Annotated in this window: 20 protein-coding genes and 1 pseudogene; 20 read left to right on the top strand and 1 reads right to left on the bottom strand. The window is 42.4% G+C overall.

Features of this window, described 5'->3' with window-relative positions:
- Nucleotides 1–2 precede the first annotated feature (2 nt).
- The 6 genes and pseudogenes from BLS24_RS08700 to BLS24_RS08675 form a co-directional block, all read left to right on the top strand.
- Complete coding sequence (locus tag BLS24_RS08700) at nt 3–974, top strand: methyl-accepting chemotaxis protein (protein WP_091758152.1); 972 nt, start codon at nt 3–5, stop codon at nt 972–974.
- Nucleotides 975–1,081: 107 nt separating this feature from the next.
- Nucleotides 1,082–1,642 carry a helix-turn-helix domain-containing protein gene (locus tag BLS24_RS08695; protein WP_091758150.1) on the top strand — a complete coding sequence of 187 codons (561 nt, stop codon included), beginning with the start codon at nt 1,082–1,084 and terminating at the stop codon, nt 1,640–1,642.
- Nucleotides 1,635–2,345, top strand: a complete 711-nt coding sequence (locus tag BLS24_RS08690; protein ID WP_091758149.1) for a DUF6036 family nucleotidyltransferase — start codon at nt 1,635–1,637, stop codon at nt 2,343–2,345. Before BLS24_RS08695 ends, BLS24_RS08690 begins: the two co-directional genes overlap by 8 nt.
- A gap of 29 nt (nt 2,346–2,374) precedes the next feature.
- The gene (locus BLS24_RS08685; RefSeq protein WP_091758148.1) at nt 2,375–2,821 is read left to right on the top strand and encodes a GNAT family N-acetyltransferase; all 447 of its coding nucleotides are present in this window, start codon (nt 2,375–2,377) and stop codon (nt 2,819–2,821) included.
- A 76-nt stretch (nt 2,822–2,897) separates the two neighbouring features.
- The gene (locus tag BLS24_RS15265) at nt 2,898–3,305 is read left to right on the top strand and encodes a hypothetical protein (RefSeq protein WP_176764384.1); all 408 of its coding nucleotides are present in this window, start codon (nt 2,898–2,900) and stop codon (nt 3,303–3,305) included.
- Between the two features lie 16 nt (nt 3,306–3,321).
- A pseudogene (locus BLS24_RS08675) lies at nt 3,322–3,585 on the top strand (ABC transporter ATP-binding protein); the annotation flags it as partial.
- A gap of 3 nt (nt 3,586–3,588) precedes the next feature.
- On the opposite strand, the gene BLS24_RS08670 reads toward BLS24_RS08675, so the two are convergent.
- Entirely contained in the window at nt 3,589–4,479 is an 891-nt protein-coding gene (locus BLS24_RS08670; RefSeq protein WP_091758147.1) for a LacI family DNA-binding transcriptional regulator, read from the bottom strand.
- A 168-nt stretch (nt 4,480–4,647) separates the two neighbouring features.
- Between BLS24_RS08670 and BLS24_RS08665 the strand changes: the two genes are divergently transcribed.
- The 14 genes from BLS24_RS08665 (at nt 4,648) to BLS24_RS08600 (ending at nt 19,652) form a co-directional block, all read left to right on the top strand.
- Entirely contained in the window at nt 4,648–5,397 is a 750-nt protein-coding gene (locus BLS24_RS08665) for a hypothetical protein (RefSeq protein WP_091758146.1), read from the top strand.
- A gap of 15 nt (nt 5,398–5,412) precedes the next feature.
- Entirely contained in the window at nt 5,413–7,089 is a 1,677-nt protein-coding gene (locus tag BLS24_RS08660; RefSeq protein WP_091758145.1) for a glycoside hydrolase family 13 protein, read from the top strand.
- Nucleotides 7,086–8,537 (top strand): sugar ABC transporter substrate-binding protein, encoded by a 1,452-nt coding sequence (locus BLS24_RS08655; RefSeq protein ID WP_091758144.1) that lies wholly within the window; start codon nt 7,086–7,088, stop codon nt 8,535–8,537. The genes BLS24_RS08660 and BLS24_RS08655 overlap by 4 nt, the downstream gene beginning before the upstream one ends.
- Nucleotides 8,538–8,549: 12 nt before the next feature.
- Nucleotides 8,550–9,836, top strand: coding sequence for a carbohydrate ABC transporter permease (locus BLS24_RS08650; protein ID WP_091758143.1), 1,287 nt, complete (start codon nt 8,550–8,552; stop codon nt 9,834–9,836).
- Complete coding sequence (locus BLS24_RS08645; protein ID WP_091758142.1) at nt 9,833–10,660, top strand: sugar ABC transporter permease; 828 nt, start codon at nt 9,833–9,835, stop codon at nt 10,658–10,660. Before BLS24_RS08650 ends, BLS24_RS08645 begins: the two co-directional genes overlap by 4 nt.
- Before the next feature lie 27 nt (nt 10,661–10,687).
- A complete protein-coding gene (locus tag BLS24_RS08640; RefSeq protein WP_242872261.1) occupies nt 10,688–12,010 on the top strand; it encodes an MATE family efflux transporter in 1,323 nt (440 codons plus the stop codon).
- A 153-nt stretch (nt 12,011–12,163) separates the two neighbouring features.
- Nucleotides 12,164–13,957, top strand: a complete 1,794-nt coding sequence (locus BLS24_RS08635; protein ID WP_091758141.1) for a methyl-accepting chemotaxis protein — start codon at nt 12,164–12,166, stop codon at nt 13,955–13,957.
- 114 nt (nt 13,958–14,071) lie between these two features.
- A complete protein-coding gene (locus BLS24_RS08630; protein ID WP_091758139.1) occupies nt 14,072–15,565 on the top strand; it encodes a GH39 family glycosyl hydrolase in 1,494 nt (497 codons plus the stop codon).
- Nucleotides 15,566–15,751: 186 nt separating this feature from the next.
- Nucleotides 15,752–16,612 (top strand): ATP-dependent sacrificial sulfur transferase LarE, encoded by an 861-nt coding sequence (gene larE, locus BLS24_RS08625; RefSeq protein ID WP_091758137.1) that lies wholly within the window; start codon nt 15,752–15,754, stop codon nt 16,610–16,612.
- A 139-nt stretch (nt 16,613–16,751) separates the two neighbouring features.
- Nucleotides 16,752–18,032, top strand: coding sequence for an O-acetylhomoserine aminocarboxypropyltransferase/cysteine synthase family protein (locus BLS24_RS08620; RefSeq protein WP_091758135.1), 1,281 nt, complete (start codon nt 16,752–16,754; stop codon nt 18,030–18,032).
- Nucleotides 18,033–18,104: 72 nt separating this feature from the next.
- The gene (locus BLS24_RS08615; protein ID WP_091758132.1) at nt 18,105–18,422 is read left to right on the top strand and encodes a hypothetical protein; all 318 of its coding nucleotides are present in this window, start codon (nt 18,105–18,107) and stop codon (nt 18,420–18,422) included.
- Nucleotides 18,423–18,517: 95 nt separating this feature from the next.
- Nucleotides 18,518–18,910, top strand: a complete 393-nt coding sequence (locus tag BLS24_RS08610) for a C-GCAxxG-C-C family protein (RefSeq protein ID WP_091758130.1) — start codon at nt 18,518–18,520, stop codon at nt 18,908–18,910.
- Nucleotides 18,911–18,974: 64 nt separating this feature from the next.
- Complete coding sequence (locus BLS24_RS08605) at nt 18,975–19,400, top strand: PH domain-containing protein (protein WP_091758128.1); 426 nt, start codon at nt 18,975–18,977, stop codon at nt 19,398–19,400.
- A 15-nt stretch (nt 19,401–19,415) separates the two neighbouring features.
- Nucleotides 19,416–19,652 (top strand): zinc-ribbon domain-containing protein, encoded by a 237-nt coding sequence (locus BLS24_RS08600; RefSeq protein WP_091758126.1) that lies wholly within the window; start codon nt 19,416–19,418, stop codon nt 19,650–19,652.
- Nucleotides 19,653–19,676: the final 24 nt, after the last annotated feature.

Raw genomic sequence — 19,676 nt, 5'->3', positions numbered from 1 at the left:
ACATGTTTTGGAATAGAAAAAACGAAGAACAGTCAGTTCAAAAAGAGTTAAAATCCCCATCAAAGTCGCTGAAAGAGCAGCTTGCGCCTCTTAGAGAGATTGGACGTTTTGCAATAGAGCAAAAGAACAAGCTCCAGGAAGAGGAATCTGTGACAATTGAAGGAATAGAGACTATCGAGAACTCTTTTGGCCTTGTTCAGCAGAAGTATGGAAACATCGTAGGAAGTGTTGATAGTTTCCAGAGCCAGTTTAGCTCTATCAGAAAGGTTACAGACCATTTTGACAACATCATAAATGAACTTATGAAAACCGCAGATAATTCCAATGCAGGAATGAAGAAGGTTGATGAGAGTTCAGACTCTGTTTCTGAGACCATAACAACAATGCAGTCGGTATTTGATGAGTTCCAAAAGAGCTTTGATGATATCAAGGACAAAGTTAATCAGATCAATTCCTTTGCATCTCAGACAAATCTTCTTGCTTTAAATGCTTCTATCGAAGCGGCAAGAGCTGGAGAAGCAGGAAAAGGATTTGCAGTTGTTGCAACTGAGGTCAATTCTCTTTCTCAGGAGATAAAAGCACTGGTAAATGAGATTGGAACCAGCATGGCAGAGCTTCTTGAGAATAATAACAGGCTTATGTCTTCCCTTGAGGATACCAGAACAGCTATTGAGCAGTCACATGAGAGGATCACAGAAACGGAAGAAGTAATCAATTCCATCAGAGAGGTTGCTGATAATGTTAGGGAAGAAGGCGAGCAGATGAGCCGCGTCATCATGAGCTGTGATGATGAGATGGATAACGTTGCCGGAAATATCGAGGAATCAAAAGGATACTTCAGCGATGTGGAGAGAAATGTCAAACAGCTCAAGAACAAGATAACCATGAAGGGATACATGTTTGAGGACATGAACAACGTACTCGAACAGATCTCACCTCTGGTAACCAAGATAGTTGAGGAATCAGGAAAATAAATAAGAAAATATCCGGGCATTAGTCCCGGATATTTTTTTAAAATTATATATACGCTTGCGTATATATAATTATAAGTATATAATTTAAGCAAAAGGAGGATGCGATTATGTACATTAAGCAATATCTTGAAGACAATAATATATCAATATATAAAGTTGCGAATAGTGCCTTGGTTGCCTATCCCACTGTTTTTAATATTGTTAATGGAAAAGTTGATATCCTTAATTGTGCTCTTGGAGTAGTGAAGAAAATAGCAGACGCTCTTAATCTCACCATAGATGAGCTACTTACATTGTGCGATAAGAATTATTCTTTTGATCTGTTCAGAAGTGAGCAGTGTCATTTGGTAAATCGTATGGGAGAGATCGAGTATGTTATCGAGCTTCTAGAAAAGAAAAAGATTGATTATTATTGGAAATTGAACATGAAAGTTGAATCTTTTTATCTTCTTGCTATGTTGGATTATTTGAGTAAAAGAAATGAAATACCAAAGTGTACTGAATATGAAGAACTAAGAAAGTATAAATTGGAAAAGCTAGTCTTTCCTGCTGATACAGAACTATCAGAAAAACTATTAGGAAAAGACGCGCATAAAGAGGCTTTGGATCATGCAATACCTGAGTTTCTTGATTACAATATAGTTGAGTGTGAGATTATAAATGGATAAAGTTCTTTTTACAAAAGATAATATAGACAATCTGCTATTTCAGTTAGCAAAAGAGTATAAAAAGCTTAACAGAAAAAATACACAGGCAGAAATAATCATAATCGGTGGAGCTGCAATAGTATCAAAATATGGATTCCGTGCTTCTACAACGGATATTGACAGTTTGATTTTCGCGTCATCTTCCATGAAGGATGCAATAAATATAGTGGGTGATAGGAATGGGCTTTCTAATGGATGGATCAATGAGGAATTTAGGAAGACTAGCTCTTATACAGAAAAGATTCGGCAGTATTCAAAGCATTATAAAATGTTCGCAAATATACTAGAAGCAAGGATGCTTCCTCCTGAGTATGATGTTGCTATGAAGTTGGCGTCACTTAGACCTTATAAAAATGACATGTCTGATGCTGTGGGCATTATAAAGTCTGAAAAGATTACGAGAGAACAGATAGAAAAAGCATTAGTAGATTTTTATGGTGGTTTCAAAAACCTGTCGCATCCTGAAGATGCTAGAAAATTTCTTGATAGCATTTTCTCTTCTGATAATTTAGAAGAATTATATGGAAGTACGCGGATTTCAGAATCAGATAATCACATAATACTAAAGGATATAGATGATAATTATCCTAAATTACTTAATGAAGGTAACCTAGCAAGTGTACTGGCGGCTGCAAAGAAGAAAAGAGACAGCAAATCTAAGTAATATGGGTGAGAGAGTGGAGATGGATAATAATGGACTTAATTGTTAAGCACTTTAACGAGCTCAGCACCAATGAGCTCTATGAGATATTAAAAACCAGATCAGAAATATTTGTTGTTGAACAGGACTGTGTATATCAGGATCTAGATGACAAAGATCAGGACGCAATACATGTCTTTTGTTGGAATGGTGCTGGAAGAGTTGCTGGATGCCTTAGGGTATTCTGGAAGGATCACGACGAAAGCGCCGGTGTGACCCAGATTGGAAGAGTTGTGACTCTTGAGCATGGCAAAGGAATTGGAGGTCAGATCCTTCATAAGGGCGTAGAGATTGCAAAAGAGCAGTTTAAAGCCAAGAAAATCTATCTTGAAGCGCAGGAATATGCTATAGGATACTATGCCACTGAAGGGTTTGAAGTGGTGTCTGATGTGTTTATGGAAGATGGTATTCCTCATGTGAAGATGGAACGAAAACTATAATATTGACACTTTTTGCTGATATAGATACACTATATTTATAAGTATAGTGTATCTATATTTTTATGAGGTAAAACATATGGGTTCAACTTACACAAAAGCGCAGAAGGAAGCTACGCAAAGATATGTTAATTCAACAGATCAGATAAGAGTGCGCACCGATAAGGGTAATCTTGATTTCATAAAGGCCCATGCTGAGACTATGGGTGAGACCATGGGCGAATTTGTAAACAGAGCAATTTCTGAAGCAATTTACCGCGACAGAGGTGAAATCTTGATTGAGACTACTCATAGCGATGAGTACGATATTTCCGGAAGACTTCTTTTGTCAGGCGATAACCATTATGAAATGGATTACATCATAGATGGAGTCAGAAAAATCAAGAAATTGGATGATCAGAAAGACGTTCCTAGTGGTTTTGTTTCTGATTATGCTTGGATGTCACTGGAAAATGAATATGAGAACGAACTTTTAGGTGGTGATTGATATGGCTATGTTTACCTTGATCCTTGATGAAGCTACGGCCAATGTGGATCCTGAGAATGAAAAAGAGATCACTCAGGCCATAGAGAACCTGACAAGAGAAAAGACCATCATCATGATAGCTCACAGACTTAAGACAGTAAGAAATGCTGATCAGATCGTTGTTATAGATAAAGGCAAGATCGTTCAGCAGGGCAAGCACGATGAGCTTATGAACCAGGATGGTATTTATAAGAACTTTGTAAGTGGTAGAAAGCAGGCAGTAAGCTGGAAGATAGCCTAAAGCTCAAAAAACTTTATATTCGTGCTTAACATCGAACTTTCTTTCAAAAGCATTCATCATGATATTCATGGCAAGATTAGCCTTTTTCTCGATATCGTGGTGGATGCTTTTTATTTCTGATGAATAAAGAGCTGGGTTCTCCTCATTAGAAATAACAAGAATATCTTTGCACTTAGCGTTCTGCTTAACTATCATTCCAAGCTGCATTCCATAAACAAGAACCTTTTTTCCAGCAAGCTTTTCAAAGCTCTTTTTATTCATATCAGAGAACAAAAGAGACTTACCCTTAGGAAGTACAGACATAAGATATTCATTATATTTTTCATTGCGGTATCTATCAGTTACAAGATAAAAATCATCCCCCAACAGCTCTTTTGCCTTAGCTACTATGCTGTCCATGTCAGTGTGGATCTGGTAAAAGAGAAAGTCGTTGATCATCATATCAAGACAAAGGATAGGAATGTAGTACTGGCCGGACATCTGCTTGAAGACGTCCTCTTTGAGGTCAATGGCGATTATGCCATCAAGGCCCTGAACAGGCTTCTGATAACCAGCTTCGGAGTCCAGTGGGATCAGCTGGCAGTTGAAACCAATTCTAAAAAATCTCTCGGCAAGAAGATTGATAAGTGTCATGATCTCCATATTTCTAGATGGAGTATCAGCCATGAGCTGATACATGACACCGATAGTATAAGCATTCTTCTTGGCATCAAGATTCTTATATTTCTCAGGGATAGAGTAGTTTAACAGATTGGCAACCTGAAGAACCTTCTTTCTGGTTGCGTCGCTTATCTTGGTTCCCTTTTTATCGTTAAGTACATATGAAACTGTAGCCACTGATACGCCGGCTTTTGCGGCAATGTCACGTACGGTGGCTTTCTTTTCGTTAGCCATTTTTTCTCCTCTACCTATCTTGATAGGTTAACATGTTAAGTTAATAATAGCAGAGAGATTTGATGTTGACAAGAGAATTGTAACGTGATAATACTAATTTAACAGTTAAGTTAACAAGGTTAACAAAATTAAACATAATTAGACTTAATGTTTGCGGGAGGGAAAGAAATGAAAAAGAACACATTTGTAACAAAAGCTATAGCATTAACAATGACAGCTATCACAATGATCGGAGGCTTAACAGCTTGCGGAGCAGCTAAGGCGCAAGAGGCTCCAAAGGAAGAGCTCACTATCACATTTATGAACCAGGATCAGACTCTTGGAACAGCCAAGGTTGGGGTAGACGAAGTTCTTGATAAGTCAGCTTATGAAGGATTTGAGAAGGTAGAAGACGGTGAGTTTAACGGCTGGTTCGAGACACCAAGCTTTATCGAGGCCAGCAAGAAGGACCTTTCAAAGGATACATTTGAAAAAGACACAACTCTTTACGGCGACTTTAGAGTAAACACTGTTGCAGAAGATACAAGACACTGGTACATTGCAGGCACATCAACAAAGGGTTCCCTTGAGCTCAATAACTGGGCAGCAGATCTTTCAGATGAAGAGAAGGCAACTTTCGAGCTTGTGCCAACTGGTAACGCTACTAACGAGTTTGCCCTTACTATCGACCTTTACGAAGGCGACCAGTTCCAGATCATTCACGACTGGGCATGGGATGGTCAGAAGGGCTTTGGCAGATTCACAGGCCTTGACGATACTCAGATGGAGAACGCAGGCGGCCTTAGCGGTGAGGACAACACATCAAACGTTCAGGTAAAGGTTGACGGTAACTACACAATCACCCTTACAACAAACCCTGACAACCAGGCACAGGACACACTTACGATCGTTAGAAATTCAGATCCAATCGGGGAATAAAAAGGAGCAGCATACATGAATCGATTTGCATTACTTCACATAACTGATTCTGCATACTGTTTTCCAGTATCTGAACACGAGATGGTCATTAGACTACGAACTGCCAAGGGCGATATACAAAGCGTCCAGATCATCTATGAGAGCAAGTACGCAATCGCAGACAGGCAACAGAAGCTCCCTATGGTAAAAGAGCTGACGGGAGACCTTTACGATTACTACTCAGTTAAGCTCAATCTTGAAGATACGAGACTTGCCTATGTCTTTTATCTTTACGATGGCAAAGACTACTTCTACTTTTCAGAAGACGGCGTAACTGAAACTTACGATTTCACCAAGGGCTACTACAATTTCTTCCAGTACCCTTACATCAACGGTGCAGATATCCTGAAAAAAGAAGAGTGGCTCTCACAGGCTAGCTTCTACCAGATTTTCATCGACAGGTTCTGTATCGGAGATGACACAAAGGACAAGAGCTACATTAACCTTAAGTGGGGCGAAGTTCCTGACATTAGGTGCTTTGCAGGCGGAGACTTAAAGGGAATTATCTCCAAGCTTGACTACATAAATGGTCTTGGGTGCGATGCCCTGTACCTTACACCAATCTTCCAGTCTCCATCCAATCACAAGTACGACATCGTTGATTATTACGAGATCGATAGACACTTTGGTGACAAGGCAGATTTAGCTCTTTTGGTAAAAGAGCTCCATAAACGCGGTATGAAGATCGTGCTGGATGCAGTGTTTAATCACGCTAGCGAGCACAATGACAAGTTTCAGGATGTGGTCAAAAAGGGAAAAGACTCTAAGTACTACGACTGGTTCATAATAAAAGGCGACTTCCCAGAAAAAGATCCGCTAAACTACGAGGTCTTTGCTGGATGTAAGTACATGCCAAAGTGGAACACATCTAACCCAGAGGTTCAAGACTACCTCATGGATATCGCCATCCACTATATCAAAGAGTTCGACATCGACGGCTGGAGACTTGATGTATCTGACGAGATCAGCCACGACTTCTGGAGAAGATTTAGAAAGGAAGTTAAGGCAGCCAAAGAGTCCGCTGTAATTATCGGAGAGAACTGGCACGATGCTAGCAACTACCTTAGAGGCGATCAGTACGACAGCATCATGAACTACGCCTTTACCAAGGCAGCTCTTGACTACTTCGCAACTGGCTCAATGGATGCTGAGGCCACAGCCTACAAGTTAAACGACATCCTTGCCAGAAACTCAGATACAGTTAACGACATGATGCTTAACCTCTTAGACAGTCACGACACCCACAGATTTTTTAGCGAGGTAAAAGAGGATAAGGATAAGCTAAAAGCTGCTCTAGCTCTTTTGTACCTGTTCCCTGGAGCTCCATCGATTTTCTATGGCACAGAGTGTTATACTGTTGGAGGCTATGATCCAGACTGCAGAAGATGCATGGACTGGGATCTTGAGAAAAAAGATAATCTCATAAGTTTTGTAAGAACTCTTTCAGATATCAGAAAGAAGTGCCACTTCGCCTTTGCCGGTACCAAGATCTATCCTTCTGAGGATAGGAAGCTATTGTGCATGACAAGGCACGGCGCAAATGGAAACGCAGAGCTGTACATAAATGAGACAGACAGCGTAGGTGTTCACAATAATATTAAGGTTGAACCTGGCTGTTTTAGATTGTTCGTAAACGGAGGAGAAGTACTATGAAGCATTTAAATAAGGCTATAAGCCTATTATTAGTATCATCAATGGTTCTTGGTATTACTGCTTGTGGAAATACTAATGGAAAAGAATCTGCGAAAGGCTCAGAGGATGGCGTTATCACACTGCGCATTCTTGAAAACGATACAGCCAAGCAGGAAGGCTATCTTGACGAGCTCATCGCAGCATTTAACGAAGAGTACAAGGATAAGGGCATTCAGGCTGTTGACGCCAATATGGAAGAATACAGTAACCTTGCAGAAAATGGTCCTTATGGTTATGGCCCAGACGTTCTTTACCAGGCAAATGACAAGCTCATGACTTACGCTGAGGACAAGCATATCTTAGCTCTTAACAGAGATGATTTTGAATGCGCTAAGTATATTCCAGATGAAGCTTGGGACGCCTTCACTATTGCTGTTGATGGCAAAAACTATACCTGCGCAATCCCAGTTAACGTTCAGGAGCCAATGCTCTTTTACCGCAAGGATATGATCCCAGAAAATTGGGAAACAGAGTGGGACCAGGATGGAAACAAGACTCCGGATTTCTTCCAGGATTGGAGCAGTCTCTATCAGTATTCTCAGCAGGTTGTTGAAACATCAGGCGGCAAGCAGTACGGACTTGTAGCTGGCTGTACAGACCTCTATATGATGGCTGAGTTTTTCTTTTCCTATGGCGGATATGTCTTTGGCAAAGATGGAAATGGTATCGATAATCCAGAAGATATCGGCTTTGGCAAAGGTAATGCTGCAAAGGGACTTATGGGACTAAGGCAATTTGCTGGTCTTATGAGCGAAGAGTGTATTGACGATTCTATCGGACAGAACAGATATGCCAAGGTTGCAGACGGAACATACTTCTGCTCAATCTCTACACCTGATACCTACGTCCTTTTCCATGACAGACTTGCTGATGTCTATAAGGCTGAAGGTAGCAGTGATGATGAAGCGGACCAGAAAGCTACTGAGAACCTCGGTATGATCGAGCTTCCAGGAAAGATGCCTGCAGACGGTGATCTTTCAAAGAATGCAGATACAGTAGACACAGTAGTTATGGGCGGCGTAAATGGCTACGGTATCAGTGCTTACACAGAGCACAGAGATGCCTGCATCGAATTTGTAAACTTTGCAACTAGCAAAGAGATGATCAAAAGAAGAGCAGAGATCCTTGGAATAGCTCCTGTTAGATCTGACGTTGCAGAGAAAATGGGGGGTATCACTAGCATGATCTTTGATAGCCTCAGTGCTGGACACATCAGTCTCATGCCTTCAGTTAAGGCAGTTGATCAGATCTGGGATCCAATCAAGACACTCCTTAGTGATGTAGCCAAAGATGCCTTTAGAGAGAGTAAGGGCGAAGCTGTTAAATATGGAGATGAAGCATCAGTTCAGGAAGCTTTGGACAAGGCCTCCAAGAGTATCTACGATGCGATCTATACTCTTTCAAAATAAGGGAGCAACAAAATGAGATCTAAAAGCGCTAAGACAAAATGCTCCTACGTGATAATGGGGCTAGGTCAGTTTCTATATGGACAGAGGGTAAAAGGACTTCTCTATATGGGAATCCTTGGGCTTTATCTGTGGTACCTCTTTACAGCAGGTATCACGGATATGGTAGGCTTTTTTACCCTTGGAACCGTAGAAGGCGACCCATGGCTTGGAGTAGCCGGCGATGATTCCATCATAATGATGCTAAGAGGAATCCTTTCCTTTCTGATACTCATTGCCGTTGTAGTTTTCTATTTTTCAAATATAAAAGATGTAAAAAATACAGAAAAGCTTGTTGAGCAAGGTAAGCCTGTTCCTGGCTTTATAGCGTCAGTTCTGGCATTTGTAGATAGGAAGTTTTATGTTGTAGCACTTTTCCTTCCAGTAGTGGGAGTTGCAGTCTTTAACGTACTTCCCATCATCTTCATGATACTGATAGCCTTCACCAATTATGGCGGAGACATCGTGCCACCTAGGCTTGTTGACTGGATAGGCTTTGGGAACTTCAAACAGATCTTTTCATTATCAGGAATAAAAGAGACCTTTGTAAGGATCCTTGGCTGGAACCTCATCTGGGCAGTATGTGCTACAGCCATCAACTACTTTGGCGGACTGTTTTTAGCTCTTTTGCTAAATAAAAAGTGCGTAAAGGGAAAGACCTTCTGGAGAGCGTTTCCAATTCTTGCCTACGCGGTGCCAGGATTTATCACTCTCCTTGGCTTTAAGTTCATGTTCTCCTATGGCGGACCAATTAACTATTACCTGAAGGCCTTTGGATTCCAGGCTGTGGGATTTCTTGATATTGATGCAGGGTGGAAAGCTAGGATCATAGGTCTTTTGGTAAATGCATGGATATCAATTCCTACGTCGATGCTTCTGGCTACAGGTATTTTGTCAAACATGAGTAACGAGCTCTATGAGGCCGCAAGCCTTGACGGAGCAGGCAGATGGAAACAGTTCATTCACCTGACACTTCCATTTGTTGTCTTTTCGACAACGCCAACCCTTATCACAAGCTTTGTTGGAAACTTCAACAATTTTGGCGTGTTCTATTTCCTTAGAGGTGGCCTGTATCTTGATGATTACTTTCTGGCTAGTGACACGGACCTTTTGATCAACTGGCTCTATAACCTTTCAATTGACAATAACTACTACGGAATAGGCGCAGCTGTCAGCCTTATAATCTTCGTCATCACCTCGGTGATCTCATTGACAGCATATGTTAATTCATCAGCATTTAGGAAGGAGGATACATTCAGATGAGAAAAGAACGACTCTCAGAAGCAGTTATTACCTATATTGTGCTCATTTTTGTATCCTTCATATTCTTCTTTCCAGTGCTGTGGCTTGTCATGGCGTCTTTTTCAGCGTCAGGATCAATCTATGATTACGACGGATTTTTTCCGAAGAGCTTTAGCTTTGGAACTTATGTTAAACTATTTTCAGATACACAAATGTACGATTATCCGAGCTGGCTCAGGAATACACTCTTTATTTCAGTGTTCTCATGCGCTCTTTCAACAGTGCAGGTGATCCTGACTGCCTACACCATGAGTAGGTTCAGGTTCAAAATGAGAAAACCACTTATGAAGACAACTCTGGTGCTGAGCATGTTCCCAAGCTTCATGGGAATGACAGCGGTGTACCTTATCATGATCAACTTTAACCTCATTAATAACCTTTGGAGTCTTGTGCTGGTGTATTCTGCGGGCGCTCCAATGGGATATCTGGTGCAAAAGGGCTACTTTGATACTATCAGCAATTCAATTTATGAGGCGGCAAGGATTGATGGAGCTTCTAACCCAACAATATTTAGGAAGGTTACACTTCCTTTGTCCAAGCCAATCCTTGTGTATACGGCTCTTACTTCTTTTGCCTGGCCTTGGAGCGATTTCATCTTACCTAACATGCTCCTCAAAAACCGCGACCTGTGGACTGTTGCGGTAGGTCTTACACATCTTGGCGAAACTGAGTTTTCAAGATTTGCAGCAGGAGCCATCTTCATTGCGGTTCCTATCGTAATACTTTATTTTTCACTTTCCAGATTTTTGGTATCTGGTGTATCAGACGGCGCAGTCAAACAGTAAATGTGATTTAGCACAAGGGGGATAATTGTGCGGAATAATTCATTTTTTAAAGAATCAATGAAGATTGCGGTGCCTGTGGCTTTGCAGGCAATGCTTCAGTCCTCTTTTTCGCTGATCGACCAGCTTATGGTAGGTCAGCTTGGCAAAACTGCCATTGCTTCTGTAGAAGTTGGTGGTAAGCTCGGATTTGTCTTTACCTTTGTATGCGGCGCCATTGCTACGGTTACCGGCATCATGGTGTCTCAATACTTGGGAAAAGAAAATGAGGACAAAGTAAACACAAGTATATCCGTAAATATGCTTGTGATGCTTATAATAGCTCTTTTGACAACGTTCTTCGGAGTGTTTGCTCCTACGAAAGTTGCGGGTATTTTCACTAAAGACCAGGCTGTAATAGAAATGGGAGCAAGGTATGTAAGGCTCATTGCCCTAACATATCCCCTTTCTGGTATAGCCACCATCCTGGCGGTTCCAATCCGCTGCAAGGACCACTCGGAATATCCGCTGTATGTCAGCATGGCTTCAGCGGTGGTCAACACAGGCCTTAACTATCTCCTTATCTTTGGCTCTTTTGGAATGCCAAAGCTTGGAGTTGTGGGAGCAGCAATTGCCAGCGTAATCTCACAGGTTGTGAGCCTAATTCTCATGATCTATTTTTACAAAAAGACCTGTGAATTTAGGTTCAAACTGGATATGGACAGGCCAGAATTTGTGCAGTATGCAGGAATGCTCGTTCCAATAGTGTTAAATGAGTTCTTGTGGACTGTAGGTCAGAACGTCAACACCTTTATCTATGGACACATGGGAACCAGCGAACTAGCCGGAATGGCACTTACTGGACCTGTGCAGGGCCTCTTTATCGGTGCTTTGTCTGGTCTTGCTCAGGCAGCAGGAATCCTGATCGGTAAAAGACTTGGTAAGACTGAGTACGACGAAGCCTATGAGGAATCCAAGAAACTTTGCATCTATGGATTTATTGGTTCTGCGGTTTTGTCAGTTCTTTTGATACTTCTAGGAACCCTGTATACGGGGCTCTTCAATGTAGAAGCCGATGTTAAGAAAATGGGCTATCAGCTACTTGTAGCCTTTGCAATCTTAGCACCTATCAAGGTTCAGAACATGATCCTTGGCGGAGGCATCATCAGAAGTGGCGGAAGGACCAAGTACATCATGATCATAGATATACTTGGAACCTGGCTTGTGGGCGTGCCACTGGGGCTTTTTGCAGGATTATATTTGGGGCTCCCTATCGTGTGGACCTATTTTATCCTGTCCCAGGAAGAAGCGGTAAGGTTTATCATCACCATATTTATGTTTAGAAGCAGGAAATGGATGAACACCATCGACTAGAAATAGTCATGGTGTTTTTTCATTAATTTGTTCAAAAAATTACTTGAAGGGTTGACTTTAGCGTGGTAAAGTATATCCTGTTGCGCATTATAACTGACTTGTAGGCATATTCAATGCCGCATCAGACATTTCTAGGCGCAGAAGGAGAACACTATGAAAAAAGATTCAGAAAAGACCTTGGGATCAGGTCAGGAGAGACAGCTGAAATTCGTTGAATCAATCACATTTCAGAACCTCTTCGTGTATTCACTTATTTTAGTAGCATTTATCGTCTATGCATTGGTGATCAATTCATCTATGTCAGCCATCGTTTCACAGGCTGTACTTGCAAGCACCAATGTGTCAGAAGTTCAGTCACAGGAGGCAACTCTTAGACAGGACATCATCCACATCTCAGCAGAGATCAACAAAAACCTTGGACAGTTCAGCGCTGGAACAACGCTGAGTCAGAAAGATTTTGAAGATTACGACAAATATGTAGCAGATATCGAGACACGCATCAGTTACCTTGAGGGCAGTCTTGTCGTAAGTAATTCAAAAGATGGAGCAGAGAAGGTTGCAGCTCTCCGTACAGCTCTTAATGGCTATGTTGCTGGTGCACAGGAACTTGAAGGATATATTTTGTCCAAGGATCTATCAGGTGCCATGGGATATGTTTCTAAAGGCTATGGCGAAAGCCTTGATAATGTAAATGCAGCCCTGAATGATGTGGAGGCATCGATCAAGGGACTTGTTGACGGCCTTGACGCTTACCTTACAGGAGAGCAGAGAAGCGCTTCAGTTAAGGGAACTATCATTCTTTTACTTGTGATCGTTGTTATCGTTGCTTCTTACCTTCTTAGCTATTTCAGGATCAACAAGGTCATTGCTGGAATTGCCAAAGAAGTAAGAACTATCATTTCAAACATTGATGAAGGACGAGGCGACTTAACAGCTCGTATTCAGACCAAGACAAATACAGAACTTGCAACTATCACAGATTCTTTTAACCAGTTCATGGAAACACTTCAGGGCGTTATCCGTGATGTAAAGAACGGAGCAGATGTGCTCTCAACATCAAGCGGAAGCGTACTTACAAGAATCCAGAACGCTGGTGATAACGTAACAAATACAACAGCAGCAATGGAAGAGCTTTCTGCTAGCATGGAAAGCGTAGCAACATCAACAAACGAGCTTCAGGAACGCGTTCAGGTAGTTCGTGAGGCATCTGTTGATATCGACGAGCAGGCAAGAGTTGGCGAAGAAAAAGCTAACCTTATCAAGGAAGAGGCTGATGCTATCAGACAGGAAGCCGCAGCCAAGAAGGAAAACACTGGTGCTAAGATGAAGGAACTTTCTACAGTCCTTGAGGCATCTGTTGCAGAATCAGGTCAGGTAGATCACATCGGTGAACTTACAAACGAGATCCTTGAGATTGCCAACAAGACTAACCTCCTTGCCCTCAACGCTTCAATCGAAGCAGCTAGAGCTGGCGATGCAGGTAAGGGCTTTGCAGTCGTTGCCGATGAGATCAGTAAGCTTGCAGCTAATTCAAAAGAGACAGCTGGAAATATTCAGCAGATCTCAGATGTTGTAACAAGTGCAGTTAGAACTCTTGCAGACAATGCGGTTCAGGTTATAGAATTTATTAATGAGAATGTACTTGCTGACTACGATGCTTACGTAGACACAGGTGCTAAGTACGAGAACACAGCAATCATGATTGATGAAATGCTTGCAAACTTCTCAGCTAAGGCTAACAAGTTAAGCGAAGTTGTAGGCGACATGACAGAGCGTATCAACAGCATCTCTTCATCAGTTCAGGAGAGCTCCAACGCTATCAACATGTCAGCAGCTTCTTCTACAGAGATCGTTGGCGAGATCCAGGGCATCAACGAAGCCATGGAGCAGAACACAGAAGTTACCAAGCAGCTCAACATCCAGACACAGAAGTTCGAAGTAGTGTGACTTCCATTTTTGAGCCCTAGGGACGGAGGTTAGAGCTCATTTTCACACTTTTGATCCCTAGGGACGGAGGTTAGGGCTCATTTTTGGAAATTGAATAGGGGACGGGGACGCAAAATGACTAGAATAAAGGTTGACTCAAGTAACAGGATTTCTTTTAACAACAACGTTGATTACTGCGTGGGCACAGGCAGACTTGGCCTTGCGCTTACTGAGGAGTATTTAAAAGAGCTGGAGTATGTCCAGAAGCTTATCGGTTTTTCTTTTATCAGAGGCCACGGACTTTTTTCTGATGACGTGTCTATCTATCACGAGTACGAAGAGGACGGCGTCACCAAGGTAGAATACAACTACACTTACATCGACAGGATATTTGACAGCTTCCTGAAACTTGGGATCCGCCCTTATTTGGAGCTCGGCTTCATGCCAGAGCAGCTTGCAAGCGGCACCCAGACTATCTTTTACTGGAAAGGAAATACCACACCTCCAAAGGATTACAAGAAGTGGACAGACATGGTGATCGCACTCCTTGAGCATCTAAAGGGCCGCTACGGCGATGAAGTTTCCAGCTGGCCAATCGAAGTGTGGAACGAGCCAAATCTCCCAGGATTCTGGTACAAGGCAGACATGGAGGAGTATTTTAAGCTATTTAAAGAGACCTTCCTTGCCATCAAGAATTACGACAGCCGCTTTAAGGTTGGCGGCCCAGCTATCTGCGGGGTAAAAGACAAAGAGTGGATCGAAGCTTTTCTTGAATTTTGCAAAAAAGAAGGGCTTCATCCTGACATTATTACAAGACATCATTATACAGTTGAAATGCCAGAGAGGATTGGGCATTACGACTATTCCAAGCTCGAGGACTCAGAGATGCGTTTTGCTAATCTCCAGTCTACAAGGGATATCGTGGACTCTTTTGACGAGTTCAAGGGAATGCCTATTCATCTGACAGAGTTTAGCACTTCCTACACTCCTCGCGGCGTCATTCACGATACCAATCTCAACGCAGCATACCTTGCAAGGCAGCTTTCAAGACTTGGTGATGTGAACGAAGCATATTCCTACTGGACCTTTGGCGATGTCTTCGAGGAACAGGGCGTGCCAAATTCTCTCTTCCACGGAGGATTCGGCATGGTGGCAGCAGGCAATATCCCTAAGCCAACCTTCTGGACCTTCTATTTCTACAAGCAGCTGAAACTCTTTGGCGATACTTGTGTCTACAGAGACGACAATTCAGTAATTGTGAAAAGAGCTGACGAATACGCGGGAATCATCTGGAACATGGATGAAGAAGATATTTCTCGTGAATACGAGTTTGAGGTTTCTGATGGCCAGTACAAGCTTGTGACCAAGACTGTTGACGAAGACTGTTGTAACCCACTTAAGCTCTGGCACGATATCGGCGAGCCAGCATATCCTACAGCAGAGGAGACGCAGCTTATAAAGAGCGCCGCAAATCCACTTGTTGGAAGTGATGTGCTTGAGGCTACAAGCAGCAAAGCTACTGCAAAATTCGATGTTAAGAAACACGGAGTCATGTACTTTACACTGAGCAAAAGAACCTCAACACCAGATAGAGGCTACGACTACGCGAAAGTAGTTTCGTTTCATTGATTGGCTCCCGAAATGGACCTAGGGGACGGGGTTAGTGGACCATTTTTTCTTCCGAAATGAGCCCTAGGGACGGAGGTTAGGGCTCATTTTTGGATAAATTGACAGCAATTTAATTGCAACGAGACATGAATATGTTATAATCCTTTCAAACAAAAGTTATGAATTCAGAGATGATGAGGATTATATATGAGCACAAAAGAAAAACCAAACGAGATGCTTCTTGATAAATATGAAAAACTTAAAGGCTACCTGCGCTCTTTAGAGAGCGTAGCGGTAGCTTTTTCTAGTGGAGTTGATTCAACATTCTTGCTGTATGCGGCAAAAGAGGCTCTTGGCGATAAGGTTATGGCAGTTACGGCATCATCTTGTTCTTTTCCTAAGAGAGAACTTAATGAGGCGCTTGAATACTGCAAGTCACAGGGAATCAAGCACGAAGTTGTGGAGTCAGAGGAACTCAAGATTGAGGGATTCTCTCATAATCCTAAGAATAGATGCTATCTCTGCAAGCACGAGCTATTTGAAAAGATACGTAAGATTGCTGATGACAACGGAATGAAGGAAGTTGTGGAAGGCTCAAACCTTGATGACAATGGCGATTACAGACCAGGACTTCAGGCAGTTGCAGAGCTTGGGGTAAAGAGTCCACTCCGCGAGATAGGTTTTTCAAAGGAACAGATAAGGATATTATCAAACTATCTTGGTCTTCCTACCTGGGATAAACAGTCATTTGCCTGCCTTTCAAGCCGCTTCCCTTATGGTGAAGAGATCACTGAAGAAAAGCTCGCTATGGTGGATAAGTCAGAGCAGCTCTTACTAGACCTCGGTTTCCACCAGCTAAGAGTCCGCATTCACGGCAACATGGCCCGCATAGAGCTTGACCCAGCTGAGTTCGACAAATTCATGCAGGAAGATGTCAGAACTAAAGTCTATGACAAACTCAAGGAGTTCGGATTTACCTATGTTACTCTTGACCTCAAGGGCTATCGTACAGGAAGCATGAATGAGACTCTTTCTGCAGATGAGCTAAAGAGCGCAACAAGAAATTGAGCTTAATTTTGTGATAACCATTGCTTATTGCAGACAATAAATCTTAAGTATTAGCCAACTAGCGGCACTGGCGCTATCATTTATTTCAACAAAACGACTTGAACAAAAAAATGTGTGAAAAGAGTAGGAGGAAGTTGAAATGAGTGATTACAGATTTGAGACATTACAGTTACATGTAGGACAGGAACAGCCTGATCCAGCAACAGACGCTAGAGCAGTACCTATTTACCAGACAACTTCATACGTATTTAGAAATTCACAGCATGCAGCCGACAGATTCGGACTTGCTGATGCAGGAAATATTTACGGAAGACTTACAAATTCAACTCAGGACGTATTCGAAAAGAGAATCGCAGCTCTTGAAGGCGGATCAGCAGCACTTGCAGTTGCATCCGGAGCAGCAGCCATCACATATACGATCGAAGCTCTTGCAGCAAACGGTGGCCACATCGTAGCTCAGAAGACAATCTACGGTGGAAGCTACAATCTCTTGGCACATACACTTCCACAGTATGGCGTAACAACTACATTCGTAGATGCTCACAACTTACAGGAAGTTGAGGAAGCCATCCAGGACAACACAAGAGCAATCTATCTTGAAACACTTGGAAATCCTAATAGTGATATCCCAGATATCGACGCAATCGCAGAGATAGCTCACAAGCACGGACTTCCACTTGTGATCGACAACACATTCGGAACACCATATCTCATCAGACCAATCGAGCACGGCGCAGATATCGTAGTTCATTCAGCAACTAAGTTCATCGGCGGCCACGGCACAACACTTGGTGGTGTAATTGTAGAAGCAGGTAAGTTTAACTGGAAGGAAAGTGGCAACTACCCACAGATCGCAGCTCCAAACCCAAGCTATCACGGAGTTTCTTTCTACGACGTGGTTGGACCAGCAGCTTTCGTGACATGTATCAGAGCAATCCTTCTTAGAGACACCGGAGCTACAATCTCTCCATTCAATGCTTTCCTCCTACTGCAGGGAGTGGAGACATTGTCACTCCGTCTCGATAGACACGCTGAGAATACCAAGAAGGTAGTAGAATTCCTTAAGAACCATCCAAAGGTTCAGAAGGTAAACCATCCTTCACTTCCTGATCACCCAGATCACGCCCTTTATGAGAAGTACTTCCCTAACGGCGGTGCTTCAATATTTACTTTCGAGATCAAGGGAGGAAAAGAGGCTGCTTGGAAGTTTATCGATAACCTCGAGATCTTTTCACTGCTTGCTAACGTAGCAGATGTAAAGAGCCTTGTGATCCATCCAGCAACAACAACTCACTCACAGCTTAGTGATGAGGAGCTTCTTGATCAGGGCATCACACAGAGCACCATCAGACTTTCAATCGGTACAGAGCATATCGATGACATCATTGCTGACCTTGAAAAAGGATTTGCAGCAATATGATATAATAACTGAATAAGTCAAAGCGGCAGGCCAAGGCTTGCCGCTTTTTTATTTATAAAAGGGAAAAGAGTTATGGAAACAAGAAAAAGAATTACTATTGCAATCGACGTTATTTTGTGGATGATCACAGCGATTCCAGTCATCAATGTGCTTAAGGAATGCATTTATTCCGCAGTTCACGGAACCATTCCTTTTAGAGAGTCCTTTGGAAATGCTCCAGTCGAAATTGTATATGGCTTCCCAGCATTTGTGGACACCTTGCAGTTATACTGCGTTTTCTTTTTTGCATTTGTAGTTGCTTGGGGAGGACTGCTTGTCTTTACCCTTGGATTTACAGCGTATACATACATATTCTGCAAAGATGCAAAAAAACTTGAAGCACATGAATGAGCCCTAGGGACGGAGGTTGGAGCTCATTTTGGGAGAAATGAGCTCCAACCTCCGTCCCTGGGGCTCATTTTTTCAGAAAGGAAAGGTGGAGAATTATGACTTTACAAGAAAGAGCTGAAAAAGCTGTAGAAATGAAACTTTCAGGCAAATACAACTGCGCTCAGGCAGTCACTACTGCGTTGGCAGATCAGACTAGCTTATCAGAAGAGCAGTTAAAACAGATATCTGCTGGCTTCTGCGCAGGTATGGGAAATCTTGAGGCAACCTGCGGAGCACTGATTGGCGCAGGTATGATCACTGGTCTTAAGACAGAAGGACAGGGAACACTTGGACTTACAAGACAGATCCAGGAAGAGTTTGCAAGAAGATGCGGAGCCTTAAAGTGCAAGGATCTGAAGGCAATGACAGACGGTAAACCATTATGTCCATGTGAAGACTGTGTGCGAAATGCAGTACTCATATTTGGCGAAACTTTCGGATTAGAATAATTGTTTCTTTGCGAAAAAAGTTTATAATTTCTCCTTGGTGGGTATTCACAAAGGAGGAGAGAGAATGGCAAAGTTTGAAAAAGTATTCGACTTTACAAAAGAAAAAAACGTTGAAAATGTAATGAAAGCATTACAGGGTGGTCGCGGACAGGAGTATCTCAACGCTATGTGCACAGAGGCACAGGCAGCAGGTGCAATGAACCTTTCCAAAGCCCAGATCATGATCACAGCAAATTATGTTTGCTACTATGGAGATTTCAAGAGATCCATCGTGATCCTTCCTATTCAGGATATCGTTAACGTTTACAGATCTAACTGCTTCTATGGATCATACGATTACAATTTCATGGCAATCGCAGTTGAGACCAAGAACAACGAATTGTTCTACTTCTCAAAATGTTCCAAGAACCAGAATGTAGCTGATTTCACAACAGCGCTCGGAACACTTATGCAGCGCGCACAGGCCAATGCAGCAAATCTTGTAGGTTAATAGGAGGAAGGTCAGATGATAATCGTATACGGAACAAAAAAGAAAATGAAAATAGATAGAAACTACGGCACAGAGGTTTGTCCAAACTGTCATCACCAGGTACAGCGTAGTCTTGCTAGACAGAAGACTTACTTCACACTGTTCTACATCCCAGTACTTGGATGGACATCAAAGCGTCTTTTGCTTTGCCCATGCTGCGGTGATTCAGAAGTTCTATCAAGTGCTCAGTACAAAGAGCTCAAGAACGCATAACTGGTTTTTTTGAGCCCTAGGGAC

Source organism: Butyrivibrio sp. INlla18, assembly GCF_900103635.1.
GTDB lineage: Bacteria > Bacillota > Clostridia > Lachnospirales > Lachnospiraceae > Butyrivibrio.
This window is presented reverse-complemented; position numbering and strand designations above follow the sequence as displayed.